Consider the following 26,394-nt stretch of genomic DNA (forward strand, 5'->3'; position numbering starts at 1 on the left):
TTCCCGTATGACAGCGGCTTACTGCTACATATCGTATCGCTTCGCCATTTCCTCGTAATGCGATGCAATCCCCGCGCTCACTTTGGCCATTGTTTCGATCAGCGACAACGGTTCAAGGATCTTCAAGGATCTGCCGTAAGTCAAAAGAAAGTAGGGGACATAGGACGACAAGGATGCTTGTCCAAGCCGAAATACCGCTTCGTCTGCCTGACGGGAAACCAGCGCATGGCCGAACAGCCAATGCCGGCTTAGTTCGTTGAGCGCCTGTTCATGTCCGGCGATCCTTACGATTACCATCGTTTCGCCATCCAGCGCTCCAGGGAGCAGGTTTCCCAGCAGATGGGCTTTGGCGGAAAACGTACCCGGGCGTTCAAACCGCAGCTCGCTCGGCCGCAGTTCCACGATTCGGTCCACCCGAAAGCTACGCATCGTTTGACGCAGCCGGCAAAACCCCACCGCATACCAGCATCCCTTCCAGTGGACGATGCCATAGGGATCGAATCCACGGGAGATCGGAGGTTCGCTTCGGCCTTTATCATAAACCATTTCAAGGGTTCTGCCTTGAGCGGCACCTTCCTCCAATTGCCGAAGAAAGCTTCTTTGCCGCTCTTCCAACGGCGGATAGATCACCGTTACCCCTTGATCATGAAGTTCCATTCGATGGAGCTGCTCTTCGTTCGTATAGAGCTTCAGCTTACCGACCGCGCGCTCCAGCGCTTCCGTATGAGGATAACCGGCTTCCCTGGCAAAAGTGGATGACTGCACCAGCGCCTTTTGTTCCTCCTGATCGAACAGGAGCGGCGAATCCGCAAAGCGTTCCAGAATCCGATAACCTCCTCCCGGACCGGAATCGGCGATAATCGGAGCCCCGCTGACACATAACGAATCAATGCAGCGGTAAACCGTTCGAATATGAATCTCCAGTTTGTCCGCCATCTCCCGGGCGGTCATTTTTCTTCCGGACCGGAGCAACCACAAGATAGAGAGCATGTGATCCGCTTTGGACATGTCGTTCCCCTTTCCGTTTAGAACGGGATACGTGAGGATCCCGACATTTTATCCCATTGTAACGCTTTTATTTGAGCGGTTCCATCCCCGCGTCGATCCAGGAATCATAGGTTTGTCCGTACACTTCCGGAATCCGCAGACCCGCTTGTCTCATCAGGACCGTCATCTGCCCCCGATGGTGCGCCTGATGCATGACTGTAAACCGCAAGGTTGCTCCGTTCTTCCAGGATTGGCCCATCATCTCCTGGCTTTCAAGCAGCTTGTCGTTATCCCACTGGGTCACTACCGCATCCAATAGCGCATGGCTGACTTTACCATATTCTTTGGCAATGACCGACGCGGACTCCGGAACTTGATCACCGCCCGCCGGCCCGTCAAAGACCAGACCTAATCCCGTCATGTAATGCGGAGAGAGCACCAAATGCCAGGCGATATCCCCCAATGTTCTACGCCCGGATACGACTTCCCGCGATAGCGACTCATCCGTGAGAGCCTCCATCACCTTTTCCGTCAGCTTAAGCTCCTCTTCCCATTCGTTTGCAAAGTCCTTGATTTGGTTGAACATGATCTATTCCTCCTTTGGTTGAGTCGGTTCACTTCGAAGTATAAACAAAAATCACTGACAGTTACGGTCAGTGATTTTTGCAAAATATAAATTCGACTATATTAATTTACAATGATCGACAGCTTGCCATCTATGAAAACAATGGTGTCAAAGTCGGCATACACCCATGTTTCAATGACCTTTCCCTTAGCGGTGGTCGCGTCTTTGCCCGCCGGAGCGCCCCAGGACAGCAGAACCTGCTCTTTTGTCATTCCAAGGGAAATATGGCCCGCCTTGATCTGGCTCCACACGGTAGACGACCATTTGTACTTTTTATAAGGATCATAGTTGAAGAAACTCGATCCATCCGCGAACAAGTCCGTTACGTAAGAAGAAGACATCGGGTAGCTCTCCAGCTTTTTACCAGAAGCGGACTTGAACACGACTACAAATTCACCTAATTCAACCGGTTGAATATCCGTAACCGTGACTTTGGAGAAGCGGTCCCATCCCTGAAAATAGTTAACCCAATAGCTTTTCCCCACGTACTTAGCCAGACTGCCCTGGGCCGCCTTCTTAACCAGCCCCGCCGTATCTGCGGATACAACGATCATTCCTGCCTGACCATAAGTAATTTCGGCCTGTTTCCACTGGCTGTTCCATTTGACCCCTGCTCCGGTAACGTCAATAAGCAGCGATGCCGGCATCATCATTCCTTGCTTGTCAACAATTGGTGCAGCTTTTAATTGAAACGGCTCTCCGTTCAAGTTTGCAGCTGTACTTTTTGCTTTCAGCGACAAGGAAATATCGCCTAATGCCACTTCAACTCCTCCGTCACTCGAAGCGACTGTTCCGCCTAAAGCTTGAACCACCGGTTTGACAGGGACGTAAACAACCCCTTCGATCAGTTTGGCATAATTCAAATTGTTGCGGAGGCTTGAAGATATCGTTACTGTTTTGGTCAAGCCGCCCGATGTCACTGTGGCCTCGATTTGTCCAACGCCAAGAACTTTGAAAGTTCCATCCGGCTGACTAGCAAGCAAGTGAGGTTTTTGAACCTTAATATCTGCTTGAGATGCCTGAACTTTTATTTTGGCTCCATTGGTGTAGGTCTCCTGAATACCGAGAGTGATTCCATCTCCAACAAACGGGTTTGGATCGGATACCGAGATATCCAGCTGTTTAACGCTCGGTACATCAACCGGGGTTATTTCCCCCTCATTGAAAAACACCCAACTGCCATCACTATGCATGGCATAAAAATGTTCGCAATCATCAAGAACCGAGGTTTTTACAATTTGACTCAGACCGGATACCTGTTCGGTTAATTTATTCCGGTCCTTGTAATTTCCCGTCATCCATACCGTGCCGTCTTTGCGGGTAACCAGCAACGCGTCCGTCGGATGATTGCCTGTACTTTTTGCAAAAGCGATATGAGCGGCATCCTGCGTAATCGTGAACGGGATAATTTTTCCGTTGTCGTCAAAATCGGAGGTTCTAAACACGATGACCTTGCCGTTGCCGTATAACACGGCCACTTGTCTGTCATAAGCCGCCAAAGCTATCACAGAAGCCGCATCGGCTACTGTCCCCACCTTATTGTATAAATACAGTTTATAAGGATCCGCAAGGAGCACATCACCGTTCGCGGTTAATGCCGCAAACTGCTCCCCGCCATAACCGATCAAGCTGATCCCTTGCAGATTTTTTATTTTTCCGCTGCCATTCCAAACCGTACCGTCGGTTTTCAGCCAAAAGTCGCCCTGCACCTGTTTCACGCCGGTTTCTCCCTCTATGACATGCGGAGCCATGCCCACGCTCCATTCAACCAACTTACCGTCTTCAGTAACGCCTGAACCGTTGAATACGCCGCTGCTTGAGATGGATGTGACATTTCCCGGCGTAAGGACATGCCGTTCGCCATCGATCATGGACCAAATGGATCCGTTATTCATCAATAACGTGTCCTCACCGATAATGTCCACGATTTTCAAGTTATCTTCCGCAGCATAAGCAGACGGAACTGCCGCCCCGCCGGAAAGACTGATACCGACAAGCAGGCTTGCCGATAGAATTGCTAATTTCAATCTACGCATTTCATGACCCCTTTTTCTGCCATTATTAAAATCTCTTAATAATTCGATAGCCAAAGATTCATTTCCTTCCAAATTCGCCCCCGAAAAAATCCCCCCCTTGAGAGATTCTCAAGGGGGGGATTGTCTAGCTTGTTCTAAAAGAGATGATTATATCATATCTATTATTTCAACAACCAAAGTGCAGGAACGTTGCTAGGTTCCCATCCTACAAGCGAAGTATGGGCTTGCCGGCATTCATACGTGCTCCCGTTATAGCTTACCAGCGTCCCGGCCGTATAAGCTACATTGGGTGCCCAAGGCTGAGCGGATGGAGCGCTTGCCGTCGTAGCGCTCACCGCATTGCTGGCGGCGGACTCATTGCCGGCCGCGTCGATAGCGCGAACGGTAAACGAATAAGCCGTGCTGGCGCTAAGACCCGTTGCGGTATAAGATGTGGTCGTGCCGGATACCGTTCCGGCCAAGGCGGTTCCACGGTAGATCCGGTAGCCGGTCACTCCGACGTTGTCGGTGGAGGCACTCCACGTGAGCGAAACGCTGGAGGAAGTCGGCGTTCCTTGTACGCTCAAGTTACCCGGAGCCGTTGGTGCCTGCGTGTCAGTCACGTTCGGGCTCGTTGTCACATTGACGGTATTGCTGGCAGCGGACAAGTTCCCGGCGGCATCTACCCCCTTCACCTGGAAGGAATAAGGAGTGTTGGCCGTCAGCCCGGAGACCGTATAATTCAAGGTTGTGCCCGAGACGGCTGCAACTTGGCTTGAGCCGCTGTAAATCCGGTAACCGGTCACGCCTACATTGTCCGATGAAGCGCTCCAGGACAAATTCACGCTCGTGGAAGTGACGGCAGATGAAGCAAGGGCTGCCGGTGCGGTTGGTGCCTGATTATCGACGGGATTACTGCCCCCGAAATTCACGTCGATGACATTGTAGAAGGCATTGGCCGTATCGGCGACTTCCCATACCGCCAGAATGACATGATAGCCGGTACGTGCCGGTACGTTACAAGTGTCCGAATACGTATAAGGCGGTTGTACGCCGCCGTAATCCACGGAGCAGAACGGAGTCAGGTCGAACGAATCCCGGGTCAGCGGAGCATCCGGGTTCCAATTCGGTTTCGTAATATAGTATTTCCAGCTTGCCGTTCTGTGAGGAGCGGTCAGCTTCCAAGTGAAGGTATTCGTCCCGGAAGAAATGTTGACTTTAGCCCAGCGGGTAGATGATTGTTCATCCAGTTTCGGGAAGATTCCGCCTGCGCTGGCGATTTTCCCGTCAGCAGGCCCTGCGGCCGGAAAACCCTTCGGAGCTTCCAGACTGTGAGGCTCATACACGACTGCGCCGCAGTCACTATTCTGGCCGGTTTTGCACAGATAACCCCGGCTGCCCGGCGAGTCGATATAACCGTGGGCGGATGCCTTTTCCGATAACAGGACCATACATAAAACAGCAATTAGCATAACTCCCAAAGAAGTAAGCGCCTTCATCAACCAAGAATTCGATAAACGAATAGAAGCCATTAACAATACCTCCTTAAGATTTGGATTTGGTCATTAAATTTGGCAATGCTGTATACTCTCCTGTTACACCAGACGAACGTAAATCCCGCCCCCTTCCATCCCGCAAATTGACCGGCAAACTTTTGCAAGCTCAAATAGACCTGACGCTGCACGCTCCTTCCATGAACAAATTTATATAAACCCTGAAAAGGCTTATATACAACAAACAAAGAGAAGCAACCGTGGACTAGTACTAGAGATAGGATAAGAAGTTAGCGAAGTAGAAAAAATCGAAATGAATGGAAGCGAGAAAAGAGGAAGAAAAAGGAAAACTTGTATCCTTGTCCAATTATATACCCGCCTGTGAACTTTGTGTGAATATTCTTTAAAAAACGGTGTTTTTTGACAGAAAGTGTAGTTTTTTATAATTGTCAGGATGACATGTCCGAGAGGGCTGTATTCCGATGGCTGCTTAAATTTGAAACTTCCAGGCAAGGTACAGATTATCGCCATTTGCAGCAATTTTGCCTAGAAATATCCAACGAAGACCTTCAAAGAATAATAATAAGACCAGTGAATCAAGTCCATACGACGATTTATACATGCCAAAAAAGCTTATCCCCCTTGAAATCCAAGCAGAAATAAGCTTTTATGGGTGCGCGTGAGATAGCAACCGGGGTGCTTACCCGAACAGACTGCGGATCTCGCTCATTCGCTCGGAAGCCAGTGAATAGCCATGCTGGCAACTCTCCCGGAGCTTGCCGATATCTTTCTCAAAGCTGTCCAGCGGTGCCGCCGGACGAATAATGACCGCTCGCCCTTCCCGCTCAAGCTGTTCACAAAACGCTACGGTTTCATTGTACCGCTCATGTCTCGTGAGGAGTACTTGCTCGAGTTTCGGATATTTGCGGCGAAGCAGCCGAGCCACTCTTGCATTGCTTTTGCCAAGCGTTTTTCGGTAGCCTTCCGGCTGGGTTAACACAATCAAATGCTTGTCGTTCCCGTCAGCGATCGCTTTTCGAATCGGAATCGGATCGGCCAACCCTCCGTCATAATACTTTTGCCCGTTCAATTCGATGGCCGGGAATACTAGCGGGATAGCGCATGTTGCCCGAAGCATGGTCCACTGCTCGTCCGCTTTCATCCCGTCCATATATTCCGGCATACCGGTACTCGCGTTTGTCACCCCGACCAGCAGTTGGCCGGAATAATTACGATAAGTTGCGGTATCAAACGGAATCAGCTTTGCCGGGATTTCGCCGAATACGAAATCGAGTCCAAACAAACTGCGGCTCTTCAAAAAGTTCCTGTAGCCTAAGTATCTGGGGTCATGCCGATACTTCTCCATAATTTCCAGGTTTCTTCGCTTCTGCCTGGAGATATAGGAGATCCCGTTGCTGATCCCGGCGGAAACTCCAATACAGTACGGAAACATCAGATCCTGGTCCAGCAGCGCATCCATCACGCCGGAACTGAAAATAGGACGAAGGGTTCCCCCTTCCAATACTAAACTCGGCACTCTAATCCTCCTTATTGCTTAAATCTTTTTCTAAATACAAAGTTAACCTTACTAAAATCATAGTTCACGGAAATAAATATGTAAATGACAAGCAATGCTTCCGCAAATTGATAAAAGGACCCCGCCGCAGGCGAAGTCCTAGAGGGATAATGTCTATCTAGATAAATGTTCTGGATACAATAACCAAGAGGATGAACAACACCAAAATGACTCCAGTAGAAGTAAAGAGCCCTCCAACGTATCCTCCGCCGTTATTTCCGTTTTCGTAGCAACCCGACATAGCTTTCCCTCCCTTTTTCAGTATACCGTATGATATTATGGCATCTGTTTAAGGGCCACGGCATTCGCACAGACCCAAGAAAAAAACAGTAATTCTCGTTGTAATATTTACTCCGATTTAATTTATGCCCATATTTATTCATGCGCCTATTCAAGTCCCTTCCGGCTGGCATACCATAAAGAAAGACGATTTGAAGCAGGTGGTACGTTTGCCCAACAGAGGAAGAATGGTCAGAACCAAGAATAAAAAAAACGGCAACGGCGGCGGCAATAACGAGATCGTCAGCACCGAACTTTCCTCGGATGATTTAGCCATTATCGGGGCAGGTCTTGCCGTCCTGGGGGATCTGTTCGCCTTTTTATCACTAATTAAAGTCCAGCAAGAAGAAAAAGAATCGGATAACGGGAAAGGGTAAATCAATAAAAAGCGCCGGGATACTTCTCTCCCGACGCTTTTTTGAATAGGTATGAACTAACCGAGTTCCTTCTTCGGATTAGCTTGCTTCAGTCTCCACTTTCTCCATCTACGCCATCTTAAGTACAATAATCCAAGCAAAAGCACGCCCAATCCGCTGAAAAAATAAACCAGATACTTCTCTACCAGCAAGATAACATGCTGCCATTGCTCCCCGAAAACGTACCCGATTCCCACAAAAACGACGACCCACAAAGCAGCCCCCGGATAGGCATACAATGCGAAGGTGCGGAAAGGAATCTGTATGATCCCGACGAAATAACCGAAAAATTGCCTTACGCCCGGAACAAAAAAACTGACCAGCAGCATTCGGTTTCCGTATTTTTCATAATTTTTTCTTGTTTTCTCCAGGTGGGACGGTTTCAGAAAAAACCACTTGCCATAGCGCTGAACCAACGGCGCGCCTACATGATGTCCAATCAAATAAGTAATCGTTATCCCGATCACCGAACCGGCGAATCCCACCAGGATGGCAGGCAGCAAATCAAGAACGCCTTTATATGCAAGATATCCGGTATAGGTTAATGTCGTTTGCCCGGGCGGAAGCGGCAATGCGATAAAATCTACCGGTAGTCCGAGCAGCAGTACGAAATAGCCGTATTCCCGGAACATCATTTCAATCCATTCCAGCACGTTCATAAATTATTAGTCTCCTCTTTCCCCTGTTCCAAAGGCCCGCTTCCTTTTGCGCCACCCGTGTGTAGTATGTTAATAGTATGCACGGCAATGGGCGAATTCAAAATAGACTCCGGTCGTGTCCTTTCCCAGTCTTTAGTCTAAGGCGGCAGGCTTGTCCTTGAGCTGCTCGATCATCCGGCAAATCAGTTCTTTTTCTTTCTCCAGCATGTTTTGAGTATAGAAATAAAGTTCAGGAGAGTACATCAGGTACGTGCTGTCGCCAACGGAATGAGACAATTTTTCCAACCGCTTCTCCTTGTCCAGCACAATCGTCATCCGGTAATCGAGCAGCCTAAACCGTGTTTCATTGTCCATAAGATTATAGTAGGCCAAGCGGATGCTCCACTCGTCATCCACCTCAATCAATTCCGGCGTAAAACGGTTAATCGTATCATGAAAGACTTGGCTGCCGATTGCTGTGATGGCATAAACATGCCGGTTCGGCCGTCCTTCTTGCTCTTCCATCGTTTTGCTGACCATTCCCCGCTCCTCAAATCGCTTCAATTTCGGATAGAGGGAGTTGTTGTTGATAATTTTTTTGTTATTCATGACGAACACGATATTTTTCTTGATTTCATAACCGTGCTTAGGGCCCTGCATTAACTGGGCCAGTATTAGTATCTCGATATCCATGTAGCTCCTCCGAACCTTGAAATCCAACTGCCTCGCTTAATATCCCTTTATTTTACTCCATCCTACATAACGTGCCAATGACTTGTTTAGAACGACAAAGATCGTGATTTATTTCACATAATTATCAATAAGCCCATTTTATAATAGGGTTAAAACTAACCTATGTTATTTTATTCTTAATACAGGAAGGAAGATGCAGTATGGCATTTTCAAACTTGTTCAGTCCGCAAAAAATCGGAAACATGGAGTTGAAGAACCGGGTCATTCTTCCCGCAATGGGAACGAAGATGAACGAACCGGGGGGATTCGTAAGCCAGCGGCTGATCGATTATCACGTCGCCCGGGCCAAAGGCGGTTGCGGCTTGAACACCGTTGAAGTTACCACCGTTCATCCGACGGCTTATACGGAAGATTCTCCCGCGTTATTTGACGATAAATTTATTCCAGGCATGAAAAAAATGGCGGACAGCATCCGCGAAGCCGGCGGGAAAAGCTGCCTTCAATTGTGGCACGGAGGCAAGGTCGCTTATAATCCGAACCAAGTATCCTCCTCACCCGTAGCTTTTGAAGGGTCAACGGTCATTCCGCGGGAGCTGGCTACCTCGGAAGTGCCTGAAATGGTGCAGGCCTACGCCGATGCCGCAGCCCGAGCCAAACTAGCCGGCTTTGACAGCGTGGAATTTCACGCCGGGCATGGCTACTTGCCGCAGCAATTCTTAAGCCCAGCCATGAACTTCCGGCAGGATGAATACGGCGGCTCCTGGGAAAACCGTACCCGTTTTCCGCTGGAATGCATCGCTGCCATCCGCCATGCGGTCGGTCCCGGCTATCCGATCCTGATGCGCATCTCAGCGATCGAGGATCTGCCGGGCGGACTTACTCTGGAGGATATGAAGGCGTTCAGCGCACTCGCGGAACAGGCCGGCATCGATGCAATCAACGTTTCCCGGGGCGTTCCGGCGGGGGCGGCGATCAAATATGAAGTGCCGCCCATCGATTTGCCGGTAGGCTTCAACGTCGATAATGCGGCGCAGATCAAATCCGCGGTCAGCATTCCGGTGATTGCCGTAGGCCGGATCAATGATCCCGCGGTCGCCGACCGGATCATCGCGGAAGGGCTGGCCGACTTTGTCGCTATCGGACGGGCCCAGCTGGCCGATCCGGAATTTTGCGCCAAATCGGAAAGCGGACGGGAAGACGAAATCATTAAATGCGTCGGCTGCGATCAGGGCTGCTTCGACGGCTTCGTGAATCCGAACGTCCCGTTTATCAGCTGCATGTTCAATCCCGCCACCGGCCGGGAAAAAGAATATGAACTCGTACCGGCTGAGCGGCCGAAGAGAGTGCTTATCGCCGGGGGCGGCCCGGCGGGCCTGGAAGCGGCCGTAATTTTGAAGCGGCGGGGACATGAACCGATCCTGTGCGAGAAGAGCGCGATGCTCGGCGGACAGCTATATATCGCGGGAGCGGCGCCGCGCAAGGAAGAGATGGCCGAAGCGGCGATCGGGATGGGCGAAGCGGCGAAGCGGGCAGGCGTAGAAATCCGCTTGGAAACGGAAGTCACGCCGGATTTGATCCGGGAAATCAAACCGGATCAAGTGATCCTCGCCACCGGCTCCGCACCAATGGTCCTGCCGGTTGAAGGCGCCGACCTTGCGCACGTAGTAGGCTCCCATGATGTCCTGTGGGGAACGGTTCGTCCGGTGGGCAACGTCGTCATCATCGGCGGCGGCCTGGTCGGCCTTGAAGTCGCCGAACTGCTTGTCGAACGCGGTGAGAAGGTAACCGTTGTGGAAATGCAGAACGAAGTGGCAGCAGACCTGGGACTGCTGCGTAAAATATGCGTCATGGAAAGCCTTTACGGCCACGGCGTAAAGCTCATGACGAACAGTAAATGCCTTTCCATCGGACCGGACAGCGTCATTGTCGATCAAGGCGGAGAAGAGCATACACTCCCTGCCGATTACGTCGTTCTGGCCGTCGGATCCAAAGCCTTGGACAACCAAAATCTGATCGATTGTCTGGAAGAGTGCAGCATTCCGTATCATATCGTGGGCGATGCGAAACAGGCCCGCCGGGCCCTGAACGCGATTTGGGAAGCCGCAAAAGTGGCCAGAACGATCTGACTTACCATGGCACCTCAGCTCCAAAGCCTTCATAATATCCTAAAACCCGGTTGGCAGTATGCCAGCCGGGTTTTATTGTTTTAACCGAAACGTCCGGAAATATAATCATCCGTCCGTTTGTCCGACGGATTCGTAAACATCTTACTTGTATCGTCATATTCCACCAACTCGCCCATCAGGAAAAACGCCGTTTTCTCGGATACGCGGGCTGCCTGATGCATATTGTGGGTAACGATAATGATACAGTATTCACGCTTCAAATCCGCAATCAGCTCTTCGATTTTCGCGCTCGACACCGGATCCAGCGCAGATGCAGGCTCATCCATTAAGATGATGCTCGGACTGACCGCAATCGACCTTGCGATGCAAAGCCGCTGCTGCTGGCCGCCGGATAATGAGAGCGCGGAACGGTTCAGCCTGTCCTTTGTCTCTTCCCATAATGCAGCTTTGGTCAGCGACTCTTCCACGATCTGATCCAGCTTCTTCTTGTCGCGGATTCCGTGGTAACGCGGGCCGAAAGCGATATTTTCATAAATCGATTTATGAAACGGATTGGGCCGTTGCCAGACCATTCCGATTTTTTGCCGCAAAAGCACGACATCCGTCTTGGGGTCATTAATATTCTCATCCCCGATCCAGATTTCGCCGGTAATCTGCGCGCCGTCGATCAGATCATTCATCCGGTTCAAGCTGCGCAAAAACGTGGATTTCCCGCAACCGGAAGGACCAATCAAAGCCGTTACCTGTTTTGCGGCAAAGTCTAGCGAAATTTCTTTGACAGCTTGCTTTTCCCCATAGAATACGCTCAAATCCTTGGTGGACAATTCAATATTTTGCATGGGAGTCCTCCTATTTCGTAGCCGTAAATTTCTTGTGCAGCAGACGACCGACCCATCGCGCCAGCAAGTTGAACAGCAGCACCGTGAGAATCAGCACTGCCGAAGCGCCGGCGGCGATCTCAGGCGCATCCGGAGCCAATCCCTCGGAATTGATTTTCCAGATATGCACGGCCAGCGTCTCGGCAGGACGGAACGGATTCAGCGGCGACATCGGACTGAGCGGATTCCAATCCGTAAAGTCCAGTCTCGGACTGCTCATGCCCGCGGTAAACAGCAATGCTGCCGCTTCACCGAAGACGCGGCCCGCGGCCAGGATCGTACCGGTCAGAATGATCGGTAAGGCGATCGGCAGCATAATCGATTTGATCGTTTTCCATTTGGATAAGCCCAGCGCCAGGCTCGCTTCTTTTTGCGCTTGAGGAACACTGGCCATGCCTTGTTCCGTGATCCGCACCATCAGCGGCAAGTTGAATACCGTCAAGGCAAGTGCACCCGAAAACAACGAGAAGCCGAAGCCGAATACATTTACGAAAACAAGCAAGCCGAACAAACCGACAACGATCGAAGGAAAGGACGATAACACTTCCACAATCAGGCGGATAAAATCGGTCACCTTCCCCGGTTTCGCGTATTCGCTCATATAAATACCCGCTCCCAAACCAAGCGGAATCGTAATAATCATAGTGAGAACGAGCAGGAACAGGGAGTTAAACAACTGTGGCCCAATCCCGCCTCCAGCCTTGATCGTTTGCGGGGCTGAAGTCAGGAAATCAAAGCTGATATGACCCACGCCGCGTACAAGAATAAATCCGAGCAAACCGGCCATGATCAGAATGATGATGCCTGCAAAAAAGATAATGACTGCCGTTGCGATTTTATCTGCGGTTTTTGCACTCATCGGTTTGCCCTCCTTTCAAGCCACCGGACAATAAAGACGAAGACAAAGGTCATCAGCATGAGAATCAGTGCCAGCGTCCAGAGCACGTTATTTTGTGTTGATCCCATTACCGTGTTCCCCATACTGAGCGTAATTGCGCTTGTCAATGTCGATGCGGATTCGAACAGGGAATGCGGAATATGCGGTGCATTCCCGATGACCATTTGCACGGCAAGTGCTTCCCCGAACGCCCGGGCCATGCCCAGTACGACACCGGTCATCAGCGCAGGCAGCGTCGTCGGAATCACCGTGCGGGCCAGCGTCTGCCAGCGCGTTGCGCCAAGCGCATAGGAGCCCTCTTTCAAACCCGGCGGGAGCGCTGCGAGCGCATCGGTCGCAATCGAGGTCATCGTCGGCAAAATCATAACCGACAACACGCTGGCCCCGGCCGCGATCCCGAGGCCTTGTCCCGGGAAGATGTCCCGGTAAAGCGGAACGATTACGCTAAGACCTACGAAACCGTAAACGACGGATGGAATGCCGGCAAGCAGTTCAATCGCCGGCTGCAAAAATTTCCGGCCCACCTTCGGCATGATTTCTACCATGAACAGGGCGGCGCAAATACTTAGCGGTGCGGAGATCAGAGCCGCCAGGATGGACGTACTGAAAGAACCGATAATAAACGGAAGCGCCCCGAACAGCGGAGGTTCTCCATCCGGTTTCCATTTGGTTCCCCCAAAAATCTCCCCAAAAGAAATCCCGTCTTTAATAAAGGAACTGAAGCCCTTAGTGGCGACAAAATAGACTAACGAAAAAATCGTCACTACCAAAAGCACAATACATAAGGAGGTAAAAACTTTACCAGTCCACTCTTCAATAATATGCTGTTTTATTTTACGTTTCTCTCTGGACTGAGCCATGAGACCTCTCCTTTTTACAGCACAGAAAGAGGCAGAATGATCCGCCTCTTGTCTTGCCGTATGATGTTATCGGGATTTATTTCGTGATATTGCCGTCAACGTCGCGCTTCACTTGCATCTTGTTGGCTGGAATGTATCCCAGTTCCACAACGTCTCCGTTTTGCACTTCGTCGGAAACCATGTAATCAAGGAAGGCTTTAACGACTTCGTTCGGCTCGCCTTTCGTGTACATGTGCTCGTATGCCCATACCGGATAAGTACCGTTAGCCACATTGTCTTCCGTAGCTTCCACGCCTTCATATTTCACGGTTTTAACGCTATCGTCCAGGTAGGAAAGAGCAAGGTAACCGATGGCTCCCGGCGTTTCGCCTACGAGCTTTTTAACCGTACCCGAGGAATCTTCTTGAATGGCTCCCGGAAGATCTTCCGTTTTGGTTCCGAGCGCATATTTTTCAAATGTGGCGCGCGTTCCGGAGCTCGATGGTCTGTTGACGATTTGGATGGCTTGATCCGGACCGCCCGCATCTTTCCAGTTCGTAATTTTACCCGTGAAAATTTGGACCAGTTGATCTTTTGTCAGGTTATCGATATTTACATCCGGATTAACTACTGCCGCCATAGCTACAACCGCAACTTGATGGTCGACCAGTTCACCGGCCGGACCTGCTTCCAGCTTCTCTTCGGCAAATACGTCCGAGTTACCGATATCCGCTTGTCCGCCCGATACTTGCGTCAATCCGGTACCGCTGCCCCCGCCTTGAACTTGAATGGAGACTTTAGGATTCTGGTCCATGAAATTTTTCGAAGCTTGATCAACCAAAGGTTGCAGAGCCGAAGAACCAACCGCCAAAATGGAACCGGACAACTCGGAAGCCGCATTGCCGTTTCCTCCGTTTGCCGCGCTGTTGGCGCCGCCTTCGTTCCCCGCCGTATTATTATTCGATTTGTCGCCTTGACCGCATGCAGCCAGAGCGAAAGTCAAGATCAGCGTCATTACCAATGTCAAACTCTTTTTCATTGTTTTATTTGCCCCCTCATTTGTTTGTACAAAATTGATTATAAAGAGCAAACATCAATCCCATGTTTTTGTTTTGTAAACGCAATGTAAAAAATATGGGCTATTTCGTCGGATTGTTAACGCGGGGTCAACTGCCGGATTCAGAAAAAAAAGACGACCGGACTATGGATATACCATCCATGGTCCGGTCGTCTTGATCGACTTATGTTCTAAGTTCTTACGAAGAAGCCCGTCGTCCGATCACCTTTCCCGCAAATACGCCAATGATGACGCCAGCCAGGCCGAAAATCGATACGGATACGATAAGTGGATACGACGGCCAGCGCATGATAAACGCCAGACCGCTACCGAAAGTCGTACCGGCCAAAAAGCCGAAAGCCGCCCCCATCAATGGTTCGATTTTCATATGAACGTCTCTCCTCTTTCGGGAAAGAAGTTGCATCATGAATCAGTCATCCTCTCCCGTATTTTTGGATAACAGGCCCTTCAATTCCTTCATAAACATGTTAATATCTTTAAATTGCCGGTAAACCGAAGCAAAGCGCACATAGGCCACTTCATCAACCGGATACAACTGCTCCATGACCAATTCGCCGATTTCCCGGCTCTCTACCTCGGCCGTGGCCGAATGGCGGAGCGAACGCTCCACCTCGGAAACGATGGATTCCAGTTGATCGACGGATACCGGTCTCTTCTCGCAAGCCCGGATCAAGCCGCGCAACATTTTCTCTCGGCTAAATTCTTCCCGGCTACCGTCCTTCTTAATCACGATCAGCGGCATTTCTTCCACCATTTCAAAGGTTGTGAAACGGCGGCTGCATTTCTCACACTCACGCCGGCGGCGGATGGAGCGGTTTTCATTGGCCGGTCTCGAATCCAGCACCTTGGTACCTAAAAAATCACAGTACGGACATTTCAAGCGTGATGCCCTCCCTTCTGGTAAGCTATAATCTCATTTTATAATAATTCCAATAAATAACTTTTAAAACGGGTAATGAACTTGCCCATCACCGAGCATAATACTGTTACCAACCACAAGGAGGTGAACATCATGGCCCAAAATAATAATTCTTCGTCGAATAACCTGGTGGTTAGACAAGCTACCGGAGCGCTGGAGCAAATGAAATACGAAGTTGCTCAGGAGCTTGGCATCTCTTTCCCACAAGACGGATATGCTGGTAACCTGACTTCCTACGAAAACGGTTCGATCGGTGGTTACATTACCAAACGTTTGGTAACATTGGCCGAGCAAAGCCTGGCAGGTCAATTTAAATAAGCACACCGATGAACACCGGGAAGCATAGACAGCGTTCGCTGTCTATGCTTCCTTTTCTATGTGAGCACTAAGCGATGGAAAGCATGCTTAGAAATCCTCATAAATATTGGAGTACTGCTCATAATAATGGGATACCCGCTGTACGTAATGGCGGGTTTCGCCAAACGGAATATTTTTGGTCGTTTCCAGTCTACCGTCCCAACGCCCGCTCTTGATCCAATTCTTCACATTGGTCGGACCGGCATTGTAGGCGGCAATTACGGCTACCATATTCCCGTCGAACTGGTTTGACAACGATTTCAGGTACCAGGTCCCGATGCGGATGTTCGTCCCGCTTTCATTTTTCACCTGATCCAACTCAACGTTCTCCAGCTTTGCTTTATCTATAACCCACTTTGCCGTATCGGGCATGATTTGCATAATGCCGAGTGCGCCTTTTTTCGACTCCGCCCCGGGTTTATAGTTCGTTTCCACCTTGATGATCGCGGCGACGATCAAAGGATCGATGTCGTTATTGTCGGCATGAACCCTAATTTCTTCTTTATAATAAATCGGATAAAAAAGCGATAACCAAGCGGAATTAAAAAATAAGACCAGGATAAAGCCCAGAAGCAGCAAAAGAAGCACTCTTTTTTTTCGCAGCCACCTCATGCCAGTCCCTTTTTCCGCCAGAAGTCGTCTATTTGAAGTTCCGTCTCTTCCCTGCCGAGACTGTTGTCAATCAAAATATCCGCCCTCTCTCTCTTTAATTCAATATCCATCTGGGCACGAAGTCTAGCCTCGGCCTCATTCCGGGTCATTCCGTCCCTTGCCAGCAAACGCTCCAGTTGAAGCTCCCGTGGAACGTAAACCACCATCACCTCATTATACAGGCTTTCCAATCCGGACTCATACAGGAGTGGAATATCCGCCACGACAAGCCGGCTAGGATTTTCCGCCTCCAACTCTGCCATTCTTTGCTTCATTTCAAGACGAATCGCCGGGTGCGTAATCGCCTCCAGAGCTTTTCGCTCGTCCGGATTGGAGAAAACAATGGAGCCCAGCCGTTTCCGGTCAAGCCCGCCGCCCGGTAGCAGCACAGCTTGTCCAAAGCGCCGCGCAACGGCTGCAAGAACAGGATGACCCGGCTCCATGATTTCTCTGGCGATAACATCGGCATCAATTAACGCAGCTCCACGCCGGACCAGCATTTGTGAAACCGTGCTTTTCCCGGTGGCGATTCCGCCGGTCAATCCGATATTCATCCTCTCACTCCATTTCCGGTTGCGGCGGTGGATGAAGCCGGCACTTCTGGACCAGACTTCGCGGCGAATTTCTTGGCAATTTGATTCACAGGCTTCTTGGCTGATTTGGTGCCTGGTTTTGTTCCCGGTTTCGTGCTTCTACCAGGCTTACCCGAGTATCCTTGCCCGCCCGGAGGCTGGCAGTTCGGACAGAAATGAGTACCCCGTCCGCCGACTACCGTTTTCTCAACGGGTTGTCCGCAATTATGGCAAGGTTCCCCCTGCCGCCCGTAAATCCGCAAAGAATGCTGGAACATCCCCATCTCGCCCTGCCCGTTTACATAGGACTTTATCGAGGAGCCCCCGGCATCAACCGCTTCGGTCAGTGTAGCCAGAATCGCTTCATACAGAAGATCCAATTCGACATCACTGAGCGTATTCGCCGGATGCTCCGGATGAATGCCTGCACGGAAGAGCGCCTCATCCACATAAATATTCCCCAAGCCTACCACATATTCCTGGTTCAGCAAGGCCGGCTTGATCTTCGTAGTCCGCTTGGCGATGGCTTTGCGGAAAGCTTCTCGCGTGAAGCTCTCATCCAGCGGCTCCAGTCCCAGTTTGACCAATGGCTTATGGTTAAATTCCTCGCCGGGAAGAAATAAATGCATCGTTCCGAATTGGCGTACATCCTTATATCTCAACTCGGTTCCGTCCGTAAAATGAAAAATGACATGCGTATGCTTCTCTACGGGTTCGTTGCTGTCATACAGGCCGTATCTGCCTTCCATCCGCAAATGGGAGACCAACACAAGGCCGTCCATGATAATCCGCAGAAATTTACCCCTGCGGCCGACATCCAGAATCTTGTGTCCTGCCAGCTCCGTTTCGAAACGCCGGATATCGTCCGGCCGCTGAATAATCCGCGGCAGCGATACCGTAACGGATTGTATCGTTTTGCCGACAATGAGGCCGGTCAATGTTCTTCTGACCGTTTCTACCTCAGGAAGTTCCGGCATGTGTATTTCACCTCGTTACGTAATTAATTCTTCTACTTCGCCTCGTACCAGTTAACTCCGCTGCTGACTTCAGCCTTAAGCGGCACGGACAGTTTAAGCGCCTTCTCCATCGTCTCCGGCACCAGCTTCGTCATCACTTCAACTTCTTCCGGCGGCACTTCGAATACAAGTTCGTCATGCACCTGTAGCAGCATTCGGCTCTTCAAGCCGTGGCTGTGCAGCGCTTCATCCATAAGCACCATCGCCAGCTTGATAATATCGGCGGCCGTACCCTGAATCGGCGTATTCATCGCCGTTCTTTCGGCGAAGGAACGGAGATTAAAATTGGAAGCGTTGATCTCCGGAAGATAGCGTCGGCGTTCCAACAGCGTCTTGACGTAACCATCGCGTTTGGCGTCTCGAACGATATCATCCATGTACTTACGTACCCCTTGGAAGGCGTCAAAATACTGGTCGATAAACCGGGCCGCTTCCTTCCGGGTAATATTCAGGTTCTGGGACAAGCCGTAATCGCTGATTCCGTATACGATCCCGAAATTGACGGCTTTGGCCGAGCGGCGCATGTTGGCGTCCACCTGATCCGCGGAAACGCCGAACACATCCATCGCGGTTTTGGTGTGGATATCCATGTCGTGCTGAAAGGCTTCCATCAGCCCTTTGTCTCCCGAAATATGAGCCAACACGCGCAGTTCGATTTGCGAGTAATCGGCCCCCAAAATCAGCCAGCCTTCCTCGGAAGGAACGAATACTTTCCGGATTTTTCGGCCTTCTTCCATACGGATCGGTATGTTCTGAAGGTTCGGAAACTGGCTGCTCAATCTGCCGGTAGCCGCCACGGTCTGCCGGAAATACGTATGCACCTTGCCCGTCTCGCTGCGGATTTCCTTCAACAGGCCCTCCACATATGTGGACTGCAGCTTCGCCAACTGGCGGTACTCCAAAATATATTGGACGATCTCGTTATATGGCGCCAGCTTCTCCAGCACTTCCGCGTCCGTGGAATACCCCGTTTTGGTCTTCTTGATGACAGGCAGTCCAAGCTTATCGAACAAAATTTCGCCAAGCTGCTTCGGTGAATTCAGATTGAATTCCACTCCGGCGATTTCATATATTTGCGAAACCAGCTTGCTGATCTGAGATTCGAATTCTTTGCCCAATTCCACCAGGTCATCGCGGTTTACGGCGACGCCCTGCTTCTCCATGTCAGCCAAAATGCGGGACAGCGGCATCTCCAGTTCGTAAAAAAGAGACTTCATTTCGTTCTTCTCCAATTCAGCCTGCTGGAGAGGAACGATCTTCATGATCGCATCGCTCTTGCGAGCCAAATGGGAGCTAAGCGTCGCTTCATCCGGAACTTTGAATTTAGCGCCTTTTCCGTATACCTCATCATCCGAAGCCAACCGGAAAAGTCCGTACTTCGCCGTCAACGCGCTTAAGGTCTGATCGTTTTCCGTCGGATCGAGCAGATAAGCGGCAAGTTGAATATCGAAGTAAGCGCCGGCAAAAGCAATCCCTTCCCAATGAAGAGCCAGGTCCATCCTGTGCAAATCATACCCTTGCTTCGGTATCTTTTCGTTTCCAAGCCAGGCTACAACGGACTCTGCCTCCCCGCTCTTTAAAAACTGGGGCGAAATGTAAAAATGGCGGTCAGGAGTCGATAGGACCATGCCCATAAGGTCGGCATGATGCGGATTCTCTCCGGCCGACTCGACGTATACGCTCCCGATTTCAGGAAGCAACTCCGTCAATTCCGGCAATACGGCGGAATCTACAATCGTGACGTCCAGTTCCGGCGCAGGTTCGGCCGGAGCGGCGCTGCCGTCGGCTTCGCCCGTAAAGGCCAAACGTTCCAGCAACGATTTGAATTCCAGCTTACGAAGCATCGGAACAGCCGTATCTTCCTGCAGGCCGTTAAATGTCATGTCGTCCCAGGAGCGCTCTACGGGCACTTCCCGGAAAATGGTGGCCAGCCGCTTGCTCATCCGGGCATCTTCGGCATGATTCACCAGGTTCTCCTTCATTTTCCCTTTCAATTCGTCCGTGTGCGAAAGCACATCTTCCACCGAACCGAACTGATGCAGCAATTTCAGCGCCGTCTTCTCCCCGATGCCGGGCACGCCGGGGATATTATCGGACGCATCTCCCATAAGACCTTTCAAATCAATAATTTGCAGCGGACGAAGTCCGTATTTGTCCTCGATCTCTTTCGGCCCGTAGGGCTCAACTTCGCTGATTCCCTTCCGGGTCAGGGCCACGGTGACTTTGTCGGTAACAACTTGCAGCATATCCTTGTCACCGGTAACTACAAGCACTTCACGTCCCGATTCTTCCCCTTGCTTGCTGATCGTACCGATAATGTCATCCGCCTCGTAACCGGGCAGCTCGAACCAGGCGATCCCGAAGCTTTCAAGCAGTTCGCGCATCAGCGGGAATTGCTCCGACAATTCGGACGGCGTCTTCTCGCGGCCGCCTTTATATTCCTGGTAACCTTCGTGACGGAACGTTTCTTTTCCCGCATCGAACGCCACCAGGATATGGGTCGGTTGTTGCTCCTGAATCAAACGCAGCAGCATATTCGTAAATCCGTATACGGCATTCGTGTGCAAGCCGCTTGAATTGGTCAGCGGCGGCATCGCGAAAAAAGCGCGATAAATAATGCTGTTACCGTCGATAAGAATCAATTTTTCCATATGACACCTCGTCCTTCAGCGTACTCCTTTACCTATTCTAACACATGCATCCCGTTAATAAAAAAGCAAAAACGCCGGGTTGTCCGGCGCTGGTTGCAAACATGGGAAAACTAGAATTACGACCGGGAATCATCTCGTCAAAAAGAAAGACGTTTCGGCCTTAAGTCGGCCAAGAAACGTCTTGTCTACACTTTGTGTTTTATTGATTTAAATCAGGGCGGTGGCCCGTCACCAGATAAACCGCGCTCTCCCCGATATTCGTGGCATGGTCGGCGATCCGTTCGATGTATCGGCCGACCAAGGTCAGAAGCATCGCTTGCTGAAGTTCACCGGCATGTTCCACCATGTGGGCATACAAGTCCCGGATGATCTGACTGTACAAATGGTCAACCTCATCGTCATCCTTTGCCATCTTATAAGCCAAATCCGTATTTTCATCCAAATAGGATTGCAGCGACTCTTGCACCATCGTTACGACCCGTTCAGCCATTTTCGGAATGTCGACGAGCGGTTTGATCAAGGTCTGGCCTTCAAGGCGTATAGTCACTTTAGCGATATCTATCGCAAGATCGCCCATCCGCTCCAGGTCGCTGGAAATTTTAAAAGCAACGATAATACGGCGCAAATCCTTGGCAACCGGCTGCTGGGTCACTATCAGCCTTGAACCCAGATCCATCACCTGTTCTTCCATTTGATTGAGAATAATATCCCGCTCTACGATCTGCTTTGCCTTTTTGGCATCGAAAGTTTGCAAAGCCGTAATCGAATCTGTTAGCGCATGTTCCACATGCTCCCCCATTTGTCTGAGCAATTGACGCAAATCCTCGAGATTCTGATCAAACTCTCTTCTTTGTATCATCTTAAGTTGCCTCCTCCTAAATTAACCGAACCGGCCCGAAATATAATCTTCTGTGCGGGAATCCCGCGGAGTGGAGAACAAGGTTCGCGTATCGTCAGCCTCCACGATCTCGCCGTTCAAGAAGAAAACGGTGCGGTCCGAAATCCGGGCAGCTTGATGCATGTTATGCGTAACCATGACGATCGTATACTTATCTTTCAGTTCCTGGACAAGTTCTTCAATTTTGAGCGTGGAGATCGGATCCAGGGCGGACGTGGCTTCGTCCATCAGGAGAATTTGCGGCTGCACCGCAATTGCGCGGGCTATGCAAAGCCGCTGCTGCTGCCCTCCGGACAAACTGAGTGCCGATCGCTTGAGGAAATCCTTGACCTCGTCCCACAATACGGCCTGCCGCAGGCTTTGCTCGACGATTTCGTCCAGTTCGGCCTTGCTTTTCGTTCCATGCAGTCTTGGTCCGTAAGCTACATTGTCATAAATCGATTTCGGAAAAGGATTCGGCTGCTGGAATACCATGCCGACCTGTTTGCGCAACATTTCCACTTGGACGTCATCGCCATAAACTTCGCTTCCCGCAATCCGAACCGAACCTTCGATCCTTGTCGCGGGAATCATGTCATTCATCCGGTTCAACGTACGAAGCAGGGTTGATTTCCCGCACCCCGAGGGGCCGATAAACGCCGTAATCGCTTTTTCCGGAATATCGAGCGATACATTTTTCAATGCGTGAAACTGGTCGTAGTACAAATTCAAACTTTCAATATGAATAATCGGTGTCATGACATGTCTCCCACAAAATGTATTATCAATACGAAACACGGACTTCGCCCTGGAGCGTGCCCGTGCCGAGAGCTTAGGTAAATAGGTACATGACGATTTTACCTTTCCTATGTAAAAAGGGATAAGCCGAATTGTAAACGCTATGTAAAATTTTCGTCATTCCGATTCCGTCAGTCTGGATAATTCTTTACGTACCAGTCCGGTAGTCCTTGCGGCGCTCTCCGAGGATTGAACCACTTCCCGACCGCGCAGTTCGGTCTGATGAGCGGATTCTACAAGCAGTCCGAACGTATCTTCAGCCTTTTCAACCCTGCCAAGGCTTTCGTCCATTTCTTTTGCCGTAGAAAATGCGGTTTTCGCCGTCTGATTTACCAGATCGCCGACCAATTCCAGCGTAGCGCCGATCTCCCCGGACAATTGCTTGGTCTGCATGGACAGCTTACGCACCTCGTTGGCCACAACCGCAAAGCCCCGCCCGTGCTCCCCGGCGCGAGCCGCCTCGATGGAAGCATTCATCGCCAGCATCCCGCTTTGATCCGCCAAATCCCGGATCCGTGCGGCAACCAGGGAAATTTCCCCTGCACGGGCGCTCAGCTCGGTGACTTGCCGCTCCTGCGATCGGGTCATTCCAGCTACCCTGGTAAACGAGGCTTTCACTTCTTCCAGCTCCAGCCTCCCTGCCGAAGCCAGAGCAGACATCCGCCCGGATTCCGTTAAGCTGCGTTTCGAAGCCTCCGATGCCTCATCTACGGCCTGTTCGATCTCCTCCACCCTGCTACGGCTCTTGCATACCGCTTCACGACGGGCTTCCTCCGCTTCGCGCTGCAAATCCCTCGACAGCATCATCAGATCCTGAACCGTCAAAATCCCTTTATATTTGCCCTGATGCGTTACGATCATACTGTCATAAAAGTGGTGGTCTTCCCGGCTCAATGCCGCATCCAGCAGTTCCCTCGCCGAGACAGTTAACTCACAGACAAGCGGGTTCCGTTCGGCAAACTCCTGGGCAGGCCGCTCATAGAAAAGGTCAGCCGCAAATCTCCCTGCCAGATGGCGGAAAAACACATCCCGCATCATCAGCCCGATTGGAAAGTTCCGTTCATCACAAACTACGATACAGGGAAGATCCGGCTGTTTTTGAAACATCCGCAGGACGTCGCGGCACAACTCCAGTGGATAGATCACCGGCACAATCCGGCAATAGTCTACCGCTTCCACCCGGCTTTCTTTTGTCAATTCCAGAACTGCCTGGTTGCTCAACTCTACCACTCCTTTTCCCTCGTAAAACATGAGTATGCCAGAATGATAGATCAACAGTGTTATGAGAGTATTCACAGGACTAAAGACCTATGTAAAAAAACAAACAGCCCATCATCACAATTTCAATGATGGACCGTTTTTTTCTTGTTCACAACAAGCTTGTACCCTACGCCGCGAATAGAATCGATGTGTACGGAACCGGGATCGAGTTCCAGCTTTTTGCGCAATGAACTGACATGGACGTCAACCGTTCGCTGTCCGCCGATATAATCGAATCCCCATACCGCGTTCATCAAGTCGTCCCGGGTCATCACAACCCCCGGTTTGCGCGCGAGGTACAGCAGAACTTCAAACTCCTTCGGTCTCAGCGTAATCTGCTCCCCGTTCAGCGTTACTTCGTACTTTTCCGGGTAAACGGTGAGCGCGCCGAGGGAAATTTGAGCTTCCGTCTGTACTGGCGTCGGTTCCCGATCTTCTTGCCCATTCGACCGGCGGAGAACGGCAGCCACTCGGGCCAAGAGCTCGGCAACGCCAAACGGTTTGGTGATATAGTCATCCGCGCCGGACTTCAAACCCTCGACAACTTCTTCCTCCGCATTTTTGGCCGTCAAAATAATGATTGGCGTTTTCACGCCTTCTCCCCGAAGCTTGGACATGATTTCGAATCCGTTCATCCCCGGAAGCATCAGGTCCAGCAAAATCAAATCGAATTCCTGCTGCATCGCCGTATCAAAGCCGGTCTGGCCATGTTCGGCCACGACTACCTGGTATCCTTCACTAGTCAAATTGTAAGACAGCAGTCTCGAAAGCGTCGGTTCATCTTCTATTACCAACAATCGCTGCGTCATGGTAACCCCCATTTTCTCCAAAAGTCTCGAAATTGCCGATATTTCTTATCAAACAAGCCAAGCATAACATGGATATGTTAACGGGGTGTAAAAATATAAAAATACGGAAAAGTCGAAGCGTTTCGGAAACTTTACTTATTTTAATTTTCATCCTCATGCTGCTGCATAAATGGAAGCTCCAGAATAAACGAAGATCCTTCGCCGACCTTGCTTTCCACACGGAGGATCCCGCGGTGCAGCTCGGACAAGTGTTTGACAATGGATAGTCCCAGTCCGGTACCGCCCGAACTGCGCGACCTTGCCTTGTCCACACGGTAGAAACGTTCGAATATCCGCGGCAAGTCCTTTTTCGGAATGCCGATACCCGTGTCGCTGACCGTAACACGGACCTTCTCTTCTTCTTCAGCTTCGCCTAATACTTCAACATCAACCCTTACCTTCCCGCCTTCCAGCGTATAGCTGATCGCATTGGAGAGCAAATTCATGAATATTTGTTTAAGCCGATCCTCATCCCCTTCAATAAAGAGATGCTCAGGAATGTTCTGCACCATCACGATCGATTTTTTGGTCGCGGCAGGCTGCAACATTTCAAAGATGCTATCGAATAATTCCTTAAGGTGAACCGGAGCATATTCCAGCGGCACCCGCTTCGATTCGATCTTGGACAACTCCAGGATATCCCCGATCAGCCGGTTAAGCCGCTCCCCTTCATCATGGATGATCTGCAGGAAGGATCGCTCCGTCTCCTCGTCCTTCACCCCGCCGGCCAGCAGCGTTTCCGCGAACCCTTTCACCGCTGCGATCGGGGTTTTCAATTCGTGGGATACGTTTGCGACAAATTCGCTGCGCATCACTTCCAGACGCCGGATGTCGGTAACGTCCTGTAGAAGAAACAGCATCCCCCGGTAACTTCCTTCATCTTCAAACATAGGAACTCCGTCAAACTGCAGGATCAGCTCCTCCGGATCGTAGACGTTCCGCTCCTCCCGGATTAACTCCTTTGCGGTTATTCCTTCCTCCACGAACTTCATAAACTCATAATTTCGTTTCAAGTCCTGATAAGGTTTGCCGAGAATCTGTTCGCCCCGAAGATGCAAAATACGCTCCGCCTCCCGGTTGATCAAGGCTACTTTACCGAAACAATCGACCATTAAAATCCCGCCGGTCATATTCGCTAGAACGCTTTGCATCAAGTCTTCATTATCATGAATGACTTTTAGCTGCTGCTGTAAACTGTCGGCCATTCCGTTGATGGCTTGACCCAGTTGACCGATCTCGTCCTTGCGGTTCAGATTCACCCTGGCATCATAATCAAGCCCCGATATCCGGTTGGCCACCTTGGTAATATGCTCTAGGGGTCTGGTCAGCCCTGCGGCTACCCGGTAACTGACTATGGCTGCGGCCAAAAACAACAGCAGCAGGCCACCCGCCATCAGGTACCAGCCTTTATTGAGCTCTTTGCCGACGGCTTCCAGGCTCATGGACAACCGGATGTATCCGTCAAACCCGGCGTCCGACTTGACATGACGGGCCACGTAGAGCATGTCTTGCCCAATGGTCTCGCTATGGCGAATCGCGCTGCCGACGGCAGATCCATCTGCCGACATGATCTCTTCGCGGTCTTGATGATTATCCATATCCTTAGGCAACATTTCCGAATCGCCGATCACCGTGCCGTCCAATTTTATAAATGTGATCCGCGAATCCGTCAGGTTATCAAGCTCCCGGGCTTTGGCCGTATAAAATTCAACCGCATTATCGCTATCGGGGGATATGAACGGGAACGTGCTTTCCAGCAAATTGATTTCCCGCGCCATGTTTTCCTCCAGTGCACGGATATGGGAATCCTTGAACAATTGCGCCATCGTCAATCCCGCCGCAAGCATGGAGATTCCAACAAGGCTCATTAGAATAATAGTAAGTCGAGTACGAAATGTTTTCAT

General features: G+C 50.7%; 26 protein-coding genes. 3 read left to right on the forward strand and 23 right to left on the reverse strand.

Annotated elements, in window-relative coordinates:
- Positions 1–24 precede the first annotated feature (24 nt).
- The 6 genes from ACLB09_RS10330 to ACLB09_RS10355 form a co-directional block, all read right to left on the reverse strand.
- Positions 25–1,008: a helix-turn-helix transcriptional regulator gene (locus tag ACLB09_RS10330; RefSeq protein WP_410769728.1), complete on the reverse strand. Its 984-nt coding sequence runs from the start codon at positions 1,006–1,008 to the stop codon at positions 25–27.
- Between the two features lie 67 nt (positions 1,009–1,075).
- On the reverse strand, positions 1,076–1,573 hold the full coding sequence (locus ACLB09_RS10335) for a DinB family protein (protein ID WP_410769729.1): 498 nt from the start codon (positions 1,571–1,573) through the stop codon (positions 1,076–1,078).
- 101 nt (positions 1,574–1,674) lie between these two features.
- Positions 1,675–3,648 (reverse strand): stalk domain-containing protein, encoded by a 1,974-nt coding sequence (locus ACLB09_RS10340; protein ID WP_410769730.1) that lies wholly within the window; start codon positions 3,646–3,648, stop codon positions 1,675–1,677.
- A 161-nt stretch (positions 3,649–3,809) separates the two neighbouring features.
- Positions 3,810–5,159 carry a lytic polysaccharide monooxygenase gene (locus ACLB09_RS10345; protein WP_410769731.1) on the reverse strand — a complete coding sequence of 450 codons (1,350 nt, stop codon included), beginning with the start codon at positions 5,157–5,159 and terminating at the stop codon, positions 3,810–3,812.
- A 661-nt stretch (positions 5,160–5,820) separates the two neighbouring features.
- The gene (locus ACLB09_RS10350; RefSeq protein WP_410769732.1) at positions 5,821–6,657 is read right to left on the reverse strand and encodes a patatin-like phospholipase family protein; all 837 of its coding nucleotides are present in this window, start codon (positions 6,655–6,657) and stop codon (positions 5,821–5,823) included.
- 157 nt (positions 6,658–6,814) lie between these two features.
- Complete coding sequence (locus ACLB09_RS10355) at positions 6,815–6,937, reverse strand: YjcZ family sporulation protein (protein ID WP_410769733.1); 123 nt, start codon at positions 6,935–6,937, stop codon at positions 6,815–6,817.
- 226 nt (positions 6,938–7,163) lie between these two features.
- Between ACLB09_RS10355 and ACLB09_RS10360 the strand changes: the two genes are divergently transcribed.
- Positions 7,164–7,352, forward strand: coding sequence for a hypothetical protein (locus ACLB09_RS10360; protein ID WP_410769734.1), 189 nt, complete (start codon positions 7,164–7,166; stop codon positions 7,350–7,352).
- A 56-nt stretch (positions 7,353–7,408) separates the two neighbouring features.
- On the opposite strand, the gene ACLB09_RS10365 is transcribed toward ACLB09_RS10360, so the two are convergent.
- Both ACLB09_RS10365 and ACLB09_RS10370 read right to left on the reverse strand, forming a co-directional pair.
- Positions 7,409–8,050: a DedA family protein gene (locus ACLB09_RS10365; RefSeq protein WP_410769735.1), complete on the reverse strand. Its 642-nt coding sequence runs from the start codon at positions 8,048–8,050 to the stop codon at positions 7,409–7,411.
- A gap of 132 nt (positions 8,051–8,182) precedes the next feature.
- A complete protein-coding gene (locus tag ACLB09_RS10370) occupies positions 8,183–8,722 on the reverse strand; it encodes a PadR family transcriptional regulator (protein WP_410769736.1) in 540 nt (179 codons plus the stop codon).
- 200 nt (positions 8,723–8,922) lie between these two features.
- Here ACLB09_RS10370 and baiCD point away from each other — a divergent pair, with 200 nt between their 5' ends.
- Positions 8,923–10,848 (forward strand): bile acid Fe-S flavoenzyme BaiCD, encoded by a 1,926-nt coding sequence (gene baiCD, locus ACLB09_RS10375; RefSeq protein ID WP_410769737.1) that lies wholly within the window; start codon positions 8,923–8,925, stop codon positions 10,846–10,848.
- Between the two features lie 80 nt (positions 10,849–10,928).
- Here baiCD and pstB (ACLB09_RS10380) read toward each other — a convergent pair whose 3' ends face one another.
- The 6 genes from pstB (ACLB09_RS10380) to nrdR form a co-directional block, all read right to left on the reverse strand.
- Positions 10,929–11,687: a phosphate ABC transporter ATP-binding protein PstB gene (gene pstB / locus ACLB09_RS10380; RefSeq protein WP_410769738.1), complete on the reverse strand. Its 759-nt coding sequence runs from the start codon at positions 11,685–11,687 to the stop codon at positions 10,929–10,931.
- 10 nt (positions 11,688–11,697) lie between these two features.
- A complete protein-coding gene (gene pstA / locus ACLB09_RS10385) occupies positions 11,698–12,585 on the reverse strand; it encodes a phosphate ABC transporter permease PstA (RefSeq protein WP_410769739.1) in 888 nt (295 codons plus the stop codon).
- The gene (gene pstC, locus ACLB09_RS10390) at positions 12,582–13,484 is read right to left on the reverse strand and encodes a phosphate ABC transporter permease subunit PstC (protein ID WP_410769740.1); all 903 of its coding nucleotides are present in this window, start codon (positions 13,482–13,484) and stop codon (positions 12,582–12,584) included. The genes pstA and pstC overlap by 4 nt, the downstream gene beginning before the upstream one ends.
- A gap of 76 nt (positions 13,485–13,560) precedes the next feature.
- Entirely contained in the window at positions 13,561–14,502 is a 942-nt protein-coding gene (locus tag ACLB09_RS10395) for a phosphate ABC transporter substrate-binding protein (RefSeq protein WP_410769741.1), read from the reverse strand.
- A gap of 217 nt (positions 14,503–14,719) precedes the next feature.
- Complete coding sequence (locus tag ACLB09_RS10400) at positions 14,720–14,908, reverse strand: hypothetical protein (protein ID WP_410769742.1); 189 nt, start codon at positions 14,906–14,908, stop codon at positions 14,720–14,722.
- Between the two features lie 42 nt (positions 14,909–14,950).
- Positions 14,951–15,421 (reverse strand): transcriptional regulator NrdR, encoded by a 471-nt coding sequence (gene nrdR, locus ACLB09_RS10405; protein ID WP_410769743.1) that lies wholly within the window; start codon positions 15,419–15,421, stop codon positions 14,951–14,953.
- 132 nt (positions 15,422–15,553) lie between these two features.
- On the opposite strand from nrdR, the gene ACLB09_RS10410 reads away from it, so the two are divergent.
- Positions 15,554–15,778, forward strand: coding sequence for a small, acid-soluble spore protein, alpha/beta type (locus ACLB09_RS10410; RefSeq protein WP_410769744.1), 225 nt, complete (start codon positions 15,554–15,556; stop codon positions 15,776–15,778).
- Positions 15,779–15,865: 87 nt separating this feature from the next.
- Here ACLB09_RS10410 and ACLB09_RS10415 read toward each other — a convergent pair whose 3' ends face one another.
- From ACLB09_RS10415 to pnpS, 9 genes are all read right to left on the reverse strand, one after another.
- On the reverse strand, positions 15,866–16,429 hold the full coding sequence (locus ACLB09_RS10415; RefSeq protein WP_410769745.1) for a lytic transglycosylase domain-containing protein: 564 nt from the start codon (positions 16,427–16,429) through the stop codon (positions 15,866–15,868).
- On the reverse strand, positions 16,426–17,022 hold the full coding sequence (gene coaE / locus ACLB09_RS10420; RefSeq protein WP_410769746.1) for a dephospho-CoA kinase: 597 nt from the start codon (positions 17,020–17,022) through the stop codon (positions 16,426–16,428). Before coaE ends, ACLB09_RS10415 begins: the two co-directional genes overlap by 4 nt.
- Entirely contained in the window at positions 17,019–18,017 is a 999-nt protein-coding gene (gene mutM, locus ACLB09_RS10425; RefSeq protein WP_410769747.1) for a DNA-formamidopyrimidine glycosylase, read from the reverse strand. Before mutM ends, coaE begins: the two co-directional genes overlap by 4 nt.
- Positions 18,018–18,049: 32 nt before the next feature.
- A complete protein-coding gene (gene polA, locus ACLB09_RS10430; RefSeq protein WP_410769748.1) occupies positions 18,050–20,707 on the reverse strand; it encodes a DNA polymerase I in 2,658 nt (885 codons plus the stop codon).
- A gap of 199 nt (positions 20,708–20,906) precedes the next feature.
- Positions 20,907–21,566 carry a phosphate signaling complex protein PhoU gene (gene phoU / locus ACLB09_RS10435; RefSeq protein WP_410769749.1) on the reverse strand — a complete coding sequence of 220 codons (660 nt, stop codon included), beginning with the start codon at positions 21,564–21,566 and terminating at the stop codon, positions 20,907–20,909.
- Positions 21,567–21,587: 21 nt separating this feature from the next.
- A complete protein-coding gene (pstB, locus tag ACLB09_RS10440) occupies positions 21,588–22,343 on the reverse strand; it encodes a phosphate ABC transporter ATP-binding protein PstB (protein WP_410769750.1) in 756 nt (251 codons plus the stop codon).
- A gap of 156 nt (positions 22,344–22,499) precedes the next feature.
- Complete coding sequence (locus ACLB09_RS10445) at positions 22,500–23,603, reverse strand: methyl-accepting chemotaxis protein (RefSeq protein ID WP_410769751.1); 1,104 nt, start codon at positions 23,601–23,603, stop codon at positions 22,500–22,502.
- 122 nt (positions 23,604–23,725) lie between these two features.
- Positions 23,726–24,451 carry a response regulator transcription factor gene (locus ACLB09_RS10450; RefSeq protein ID WP_410769752.1) on the reverse strand — a complete coding sequence of 242 codons (726 nt, stop codon included), beginning with the start codon at positions 24,449–24,451 and terminating at the stop codon, positions 23,726–23,728.
- Positions 24,452–24,591: 140 nt separating this feature from the next.
- On the reverse strand, positions 24,592–26,394 hold the full coding sequence (gene pnpS / locus ACLB09_RS10455; protein WP_410769753.1) for a two-component system histidine kinase PnpS: 1,803 nt from the start codon (positions 26,392–26,394) through the stop codon (positions 24,592–24,594).

It is taken from the genome of Fontibacillus forbon, assembly GCF_046559655.1.
Lineage (GTDB): Bacteria > Bacillota > Bacilli > Paenibacillales > Paenibacillaceae > Fontibacillus.